The 5,835-nt window shown below is 61.0% G+C and carries 4 protein-coding genes and 1 pseudogene; 3 read left to right on the top strand and 2 right to left on the bottom strand.

Annotated features, from left to right (window positions below; all coding sequences use genetic code 11):
• Window positions 1-328 precede the first annotated feature (328 nt).
• From J2Y63_RS35160 to J2Y63_RS35150, 3 genes are all read left to right on the top strand, one after another.
• Window positions 329-532: a hypothetical protein gene (locus J2Y63_RS35160; RefSeq protein WP_435269800.1), complete on the top strand. Its 204-nt coding sequence runs from the start codon at window positions 329-331 to the stop codon at window positions 530-532.
• 221 nt (window positions 533-753) lie between these two features.
• Window positions 754-2,427, top strand: a complete 1,674-nt coding sequence (gene ilvD / locus J2Y63_RS35155; RefSeq protein ID WP_435269799.1) for a dihydroxy-acid dehydratase — start codon at window positions 754-756, stop codon at window positions 2,425-2,427.
• 22 nt (window positions 2,428-2,449) lie between these two features.
• Window positions 2,450-2,890 (top strand): CopD family copper resistance protein, encoded by a 441-nt coding sequence (locus tag J2Y63_RS35150; protein WP_435269798.1) that lies wholly within the window; start codon window positions 2,450-2,452, stop codon window positions 2,888-2,890.
• 416 nt (window positions 2,891-3,306) lie between these two features.
• On the opposite strand, the pseudogene J2Y63_RS35145 reads toward J2Y63_RS35150, so the two are convergent.
• Both J2Y63_RS35145 and istA read right to left on the bottom strand, forming a co-directional pair.
• Window positions 3,307-3,965: pseudogene (locus J2Y63_RS35145) on the bottom strand (ATP-binding protein).
• A gap of 12 nt (window positions 3,966-3,977) precedes the next feature.
• Window positions 3,978-5,504 (bottom strand): IS21 family transposase, encoded by a 1,527-nt coding sequence (istA, locus tag J2Y63_RS35140; protein WP_435269797.1) that lies wholly within the window; start codon window positions 5,502-5,504, stop codon window positions 3,978-3,980.
• Window positions 5,505-5,835 lie beyond the last annotated feature (331 nt).

Here is a 5,835-nt window from a genome sequence, read left to right as displayed (position 1 = left end):
CAACAGGCATGGGATGACTCCTTCTTGGCTAAAAAGACAGCCGCCATCTTCGCTGAGGGAAAGGGAGCGGTCCATGCCATCAAATGGGCCGTCCAACGATCCCGCTACATGACACTGGAAACCATCGCAACAATGAGCGATGATCCGCTCATCAGCCTGCCAGCCGCAAGCTGACACTCATCCGGCCCTCCGGGATGAGCCGTGGTCGTCTAAGCTACACCACGTCATGGGACACGATCCTTGCGGACTAAAATCCAAGCTGCATTTGCGCCCGTCATGCCGTCTGGAAACGATGGGGCACGCGTGACTTTGCTGGGGGAAAAATGCGATGAAGCAGGACGTTGAAGATCAGCGGTTCATGTCGATCAATGGATTTGTACAAGCCATCGGCCCCGACGATGCGCAAAGGAGCCTCCATCACGAGACCCTCATTGCGGCAGAATTTGACCGTTACCATTCAGGCGATCCCTTTCAGGATCTGAAGCATCGTGCGCGCTTTTCAGAGGAGGATCAGGACCTTCTCAAGGAGTAGAGGGCGCTTGCGGCTGTCAGGAGCAGGGAATTGGCGCTGGAAACGCGGTGAGCGGGCTGCCGGTGACGATGCCGGGCGGCAACGCCCTGTGAGTTTGCCGTTCCGATGGCCATACGCTATGTTCAGCATATTGATTTGTGCCTGTTTCCGTGCAGCGTGCGCATTCGGCGTCTCGATTGCTGACAGAGCAAGCCCCTCCCGTTTCAAGAGCAAGGTCTGATATGCCTTTCAACGAACGCTCGAAACATATAACGGAGGGGATCGCCCGCTCGCCAAACCGCGCCATGTACTATGCGCTCGGTTATGAGAAAGCCGATTTCGACAAGCCGATGATCGGCATCGCCAACGGGCATTCTACCATCACGCCCTGCAATGCCGGCCTGCAGCCGCTGGCCGACGCGGCCGTCAGCGCCATCGCGGCGGCTGGGGCCAATCCACAGACCTTCGGCACGCCCACCATTTCCGACGGCATGTCGATGGGCACCGAGGGCATGAAATATTCGCTGGTCTCGCGCGAGGTGATCGCCGACTGCGTCGAGATCTCGGTGCAGGGACAATGGATGGACGGCGTGCTGGTGCTCGGCGGCTGCGACAAGAACATGCCGGGCGGTATGATCGGCATCCTGCGCGCTGACGCACCGGCGATCTATGTCTATGGCGGCACCATCAAGCCTGGCCGCTGGAAGGGCGAGGACCTATCCATCGTCTCAGCCTTCGAGGCTGTTGGGGCCTTTATGGCCGGCACGATCGGGGAGACGGATTTCGAGGGGATCGAACGTCACGCCTGCCCCTCCACGGGCTCCTGCGGCGGCATGTATACAGCCAACACCATGAGTTCCTCCTTCGAGGCGCTCGGCATGTCGCTGCTCTATTCTTCCACCATGGCAAATCCGGATCAGGAGAAGATCGATAGCGCGGCGGCATCCGGCCGTGTGCTGGTTGAGGCGGTCAAGCGGAATATACGCCCGCGCGACATCGTCACCCGCAAATCGATCGAGAATGCGGTGGCGCTCATCATGGCGGTGGGCGGTTCGACTAATGCGGTTCTGCACTACCTGGCGATAGCCCATGCCGCCGAGGTTGAGTGGACGCTTGACGATTTCGAGCGGGTGCGCCGCAAAGTGCCGGTGCTGTGTGACCTGAAGCCCTCCGGCCGATACATGGCGGTGGACCTGCATGCTGCAGGCGGCGTGCCGCAGGTGCTGAAGATCCTGCTGGATGCGGGTCTCCTCCATGGCGATTGCCTGACGATTACCGGCCGCACGCTTGCCGAGGAACTGACCGACGTGCCAGCTGAACCGCGTGTTGACCAGCGTGTCATCATGCCGCTGCGGCAGGCGCTCTATCGCGAAGGGCATCTGGCCATCCTCAAGGGCAACCTTGCCGAAAATGGTGCGGTGGCCAAGATCACCGGACTGAAAAGCCCGGTGATTTCCGGTCCGGCGCGGGTTTTTGACGATGAGTCTTCCGCCATGGAGGCGATCCTGGCCGATCGCATTCGGCCGGGCGATGTCGTGGTACTGCGCTACCTCGGACCGAAAGGCGGGCCGGGCATGCCGGAAATGCTGGCGCCGACCTCGGCGCTGGTCGGCCGGGGCCTTGGCGAAAGCGTTGGGCTCATCACCGACGGCCGGTTTTCTGGAGGCACCTGGGGCATGGTCGTCGGCCATGTCACGCCAGAGGCCTATGTGGGCGGAACCATCGCGCTTGTGGAGGAGGGGGATTCCATCACCATCGACGCGCAGCGCCTACTCCTTCGACTGGACGTGGACGCGGCCGAGATTGCCCGTCGCCGCGCGGCCTGGAAGCAACCCGAACCCCGCTACAAGCGCGGCGTGCTCGCCAAGTTCGCAGCGCTCGCCCGCCCGGCCGACGAGGGTGCGGTTACTGGATAAGTGACGGAGTCCGACGAAGATCATGAGCCATTTCGCGCTTCTTACGCTTCACCTTTTTGCCGCTATCCTGTTTGTCGGGACTGTCTTCTTCGAAGTTCTCGTTTTGGAAGGCATCCGCAAGCGGGTGGGGCCGGACGCGATGCGCAAGGTGGAAACGGAAATCGGCTGGCGGGCGCGCCGCCTGATGCCGTTCGTCATTGCGGTGCTCTATATGGCAGGCGTAACCATGGCCTGGCAATATCGCGAAGACCTCGCCCGTCCCCTCGACAGCAGTTTTGCAACACTGCTGTCGATCAAGATCGCGCTGGCGGCTAGCGTTCTGGCGCATTTCATCACGGCTGTGATCCTTGGCGCGCGTGGTAAGCTGAGGTCTAGGCACACGAAAGTCATACACCTCAGCGTCTTCTTCCATGTGGTCCTCATCGTTTTCCTGGCGAAAGCAATGTTTTACATCAGCTGGTGACGATCTCGAGCGAAAAGGCCTGCTTCGCCAGACTATCGAGGGGCGCACGAAGAATCAGTCCAGATCGGCGGGATCCTGCGCAAGGAAGAAGTTAGCTGATGGCGTGAGGTCTATAGTTTCACGGTATCAGCCTCGAGCTCCGTAGACTGGCTCGCCTTGAGCGTTACGGAAGCTCTGGGAGTTGGTTGTGCGGATCGACGCCGTTCATTTTGATTGTCTGCAAGAGGGCGACCGTGGGCCATCTCTGCTGCTGGCGAATAGACTGTTTTCTCGTAGTTGTTTGAGGCCTTGCCGATTCCGATGAAGCCGCCCCATTGTTCCGAGATGATTGCGCCCCCGGATTCCGGGATGATCTCGCCCCCTGTTTCATCGGGGTCTGCAGGCAGTAATTGTTGTCAGTTCGTTCGAGTAATGTGTCAAGCTTTGCGCGGCAGATTTCGTCGTAGGCTTCCCCCGCTGAGTTCGATGCGGTGGGCATTGTGGACGAGGCGATCCAGGATGGCGTCGGCGTAGGTGGGGTCACCGATGACACCGTGCCAGGCGGATACGGGGAGCTGGCTGGTAATGATCGTCGATCGGCGGCCGTAGCGGTCCTCAAGGATTTCCAAAAGATCGTGACGGGCCTGTTCGTTGAGCGGCTCAAGACCCCAGTCGTCCAGGATCAGGACCTGAACATGGCCCAGGGTGCGTTGCAGCCTGGCTGGCAAGCCTTATTGCCAAGGGCACATGCCAACCAGCTCTTCCCGACGCCTGAGGGGCCGCATATGGCCAGATTGTCGTGAGCACCGATCCAGTCGCCCCCGAGCAGCTTCATGAAGAGCGCACGGTCGAGGCCGCGTTCGGCGCGATAATCGACATCTTCCGGGGTCGCCTGATGACGAAGTTTGGCGAACCTGAGACGCGCCGCAAGTTTGCGGTCGTAACGGGAACTCCATTCCCGCTCGAGCAGCAATCCGAGCCATTCGGCATGCGAGAGATGTTCGGCCTCGCCGTTGGCGACGAGTTCGCCGAAGGCTTTGGCCATGCCGGCCAAGCCCATGGCGTTCAGTCGATCAAGTGTTGGATGAGCAAGCATTCTTCGTTCTCCTTAGTGGTAATAGCGAGGTCCGCGGATGTTTTCGTGGTGGATCGGTTCGTGCGAGGCGGCTCCATTCGAGCTCGCCGTCCGGTCGAGGTGGTTGTCGAGGATGGAGCGCACCGAACCATAGGTCCGGGCCCCGATCTCCAGCGCTCGGGCGCAAGCGGCATTGACCCTGTCGCGGCCGAAGCTCTTGTTAAGGCGGATAATCCCGAGGCAGGCGCGAAAGCCCTGCTCGGGATGCGGCCGGTCGGCAAGGATGCGCTCGCACAAGAGGTCGACATCCGGCCCCATGGCTGAGGCTTCGCGTCGAATGCGTTCGATCGTCCAGTCGGCGAACCGACGATGCGCCGAGGGCATATGATCGGGGATTGTCGTGTGCTTGCCGTTGCCACTCGAGCGGCGGTGCGCGGCGATCCGCTCGCCCTTATGGAATATCTCGATCGTATTGGCGGTGATACGCGCCTCAACCTGCTCGCGGGCAAAGCGATAGGGAACCGAGTAATAATGCCGTTCGATCTCGACGTGGTAATCCAGCCCGGCACGCCGGATACGCCATTCGGCGAAGACATAGCGCTCGACAGGCAAGGGCCGCAGAGCCGGACGATCGAGTTCCTCGAACAATTGACGCCGCGTGCAATTGACCCGACGCAAGACCCTGATGTCGTTGAGGTCACGGAGCAATTCCATGATCGCCGCATTGACCTCGGCGAGACTGTAAAAGACGCGATGGCGCAGCCGTCCCAACAGCCAGCGCTCGACGATACGAACCGCGGCCTCCACTTTCGCCTTGTCGCGCGGCCGCCGCGGCCGTGTCGGAAGAACGGCGCTCCTATAGTGCGCCGCCATGGCGCAATAGGTCCTGTTGACCTGAGGATCGAAGTGGCACGCCTTGATGACCGCCACCTTGGCATTGTCGGGCACAAGAAGCGCTGGCGAACCGCCGAAGAACTCCAGCGCCTGAACATGGCATTCGATCCAGTCCGGAAGCGTCTCGGTCCAGCGCGCCTGCGCGAACGAAAGGCTGGACGCTCCCAGGACCGCCACGAACAGGTGTGCCTGCCGCGTCTTGCCCGACAGCCGGTCGACGACGACCGTCACCGTGTCGCCGGCATAATCGACGAACAGCTTGTCGCCGCTCGCATGCTCCTGCCGCATCGTCACAGGCAGCTTCATCGCCCAGCCGCGGTAAAGGTCACAATACCGGCTGTAGCGATAGCCATCCGGATAACGGCCGATATACTCGTCCCAGAGAATTTGCAGCGTCACATGCTTGCGTTTGAGCTCGCGATGCACCTCAGCCCAGTCCGGCTCGGGGGCCCGGCGATGACCCGTCTTCGTCCCGGCCGCCTTGTAGAGCGCCGCTTCCAAAACGGCATCGCTCATGTCGTCGTCCAACGGCCACGAAAGCCCTGCAGCCGTCGCCCGCCGCAGCGTCTCGCGCACCGTCGACGGCGCTGCCCCGACCCGAACCGCAATTGATTTATGGCCCAGTTGCTCGGCCCGATATCTCAGTATCTCGCGGACACGCCGCATCTCCAGTCTCTCCGCAGGCATCCCGTTCCTTCCCCATCACCATCGACGGAAGGAACTTCACACCGGCAGAACACCCACGCCACACCCCCTCCGAAGGGGGCGGCATCATCTCGGAACAAGGGGGCGACTAATTTTCGGAACTGGGGGGCGAGATCATTTCGGAATCAGGGGGCGGATTGCCTCGGAATTTGCAAGGCCTGATCGCGCGCTCGACAATGTTGGAGTCGATCTCAATGGTAAGCGCCGTCCTGACCCCACCTTCCGGATCAGCTTATGATTGTCGATGTTCAATCTCGAAAGAGGGCTTGGACATATGTCGATTTCAGAGCTT

The sequence above is a fragment of the Shinella sp. BE166 genome (assembly GCF_051201095.1).
Classification (GTDB): domain Bacteria; phylum Pseudomonadota; class Alphaproteobacteria; order Rhizobiales; family Rhizobiaceae; genus Shinella; species Shinella lacus.
Note: the sequence above shows the minus strand (reverse complement) of the source record. Positions and strands in the feature narration are given on the sequence as shown.

What these genes read in the sequence shown, in the direction of transcription:
- J2Y63_RS35160 (WP_435269800.1), top strand. Translation starts at nt 329, where the DNA reads ATGAAGCAGGACGTTGAAGATCAGCGGTTCATGTCGATCAATGGATTT.
- ilvD (WP_435269799.1), top strand. Translation starts at nt 754, where the DNA reads ATGCCTTTCAACGAACGCTCGAAACATATAACGGAGGGGATCGCCCGC.
- J2Y63_RS35150 (WP_435269798.1), top strand. Translation starts at nt 2,450, where the DNA reads ATGAGCCATTTCGCGCTTCTTACGCTTCACCTTTTTGCCGCTATCCTG.
- istA (WP_435269797.1), bottom strand. Translation starts at nt 5,504, where the DNA reads ATGCGGCGTGTCCGCGAGATACTGAGATATCGGGCCGAGCAACTGGGC.